This window comes from Tropicimonas sp. IMCC6043 (assembly GCF_004146235.1).
Classification (GTDB): Bacteria; Pseudomonadota; Alphaproteobacteria; order Rhodobacterales; family Rhodobacteraceae; genus Tropicimonas.
In genome coordinates this window covers 1-245 of sequence record NZ_SELO01000280.1, presented here as the reverse complement: position 1 = coordinate 245, position 245 = coordinate 1, and the positions used below count along the sequence as shown (strand labels likewise).

Here is a 245-nt window from a genome sequence, read left to right as displayed (position 1 = left end):
ACTCGGGATCGACTTGGCCAAGTCTGTCTTTCAGCTTCACGGGGTGGATGCCTGTGGCGCTGTCGTCTTGCAGAAGAAGCTTCGGCGGGGCGCGGTGCTCGATTTTCTCGACAAGATCGAGCCCTGCATGATCGGCATCGAAGCCTGTCCGACCTCACACTTCTGGGCGCGGGAGATTGCGGCGCTCGGCCATGAGGTCCGGTTGATCCCGCCCGCATACGTGAAGCCCTGTGTAAAGCGGCAGA

1 pseudogene is annotated in these 245 nt (G+C 61.2%); it reads left to right on the top strand.

Annotated features, from left to right (window positions below):
• A pseudogene (locus tag EU800_RS27175) lies at positions 1-245 on the top strand (IS110 family transposase); the annotation flags it as partial.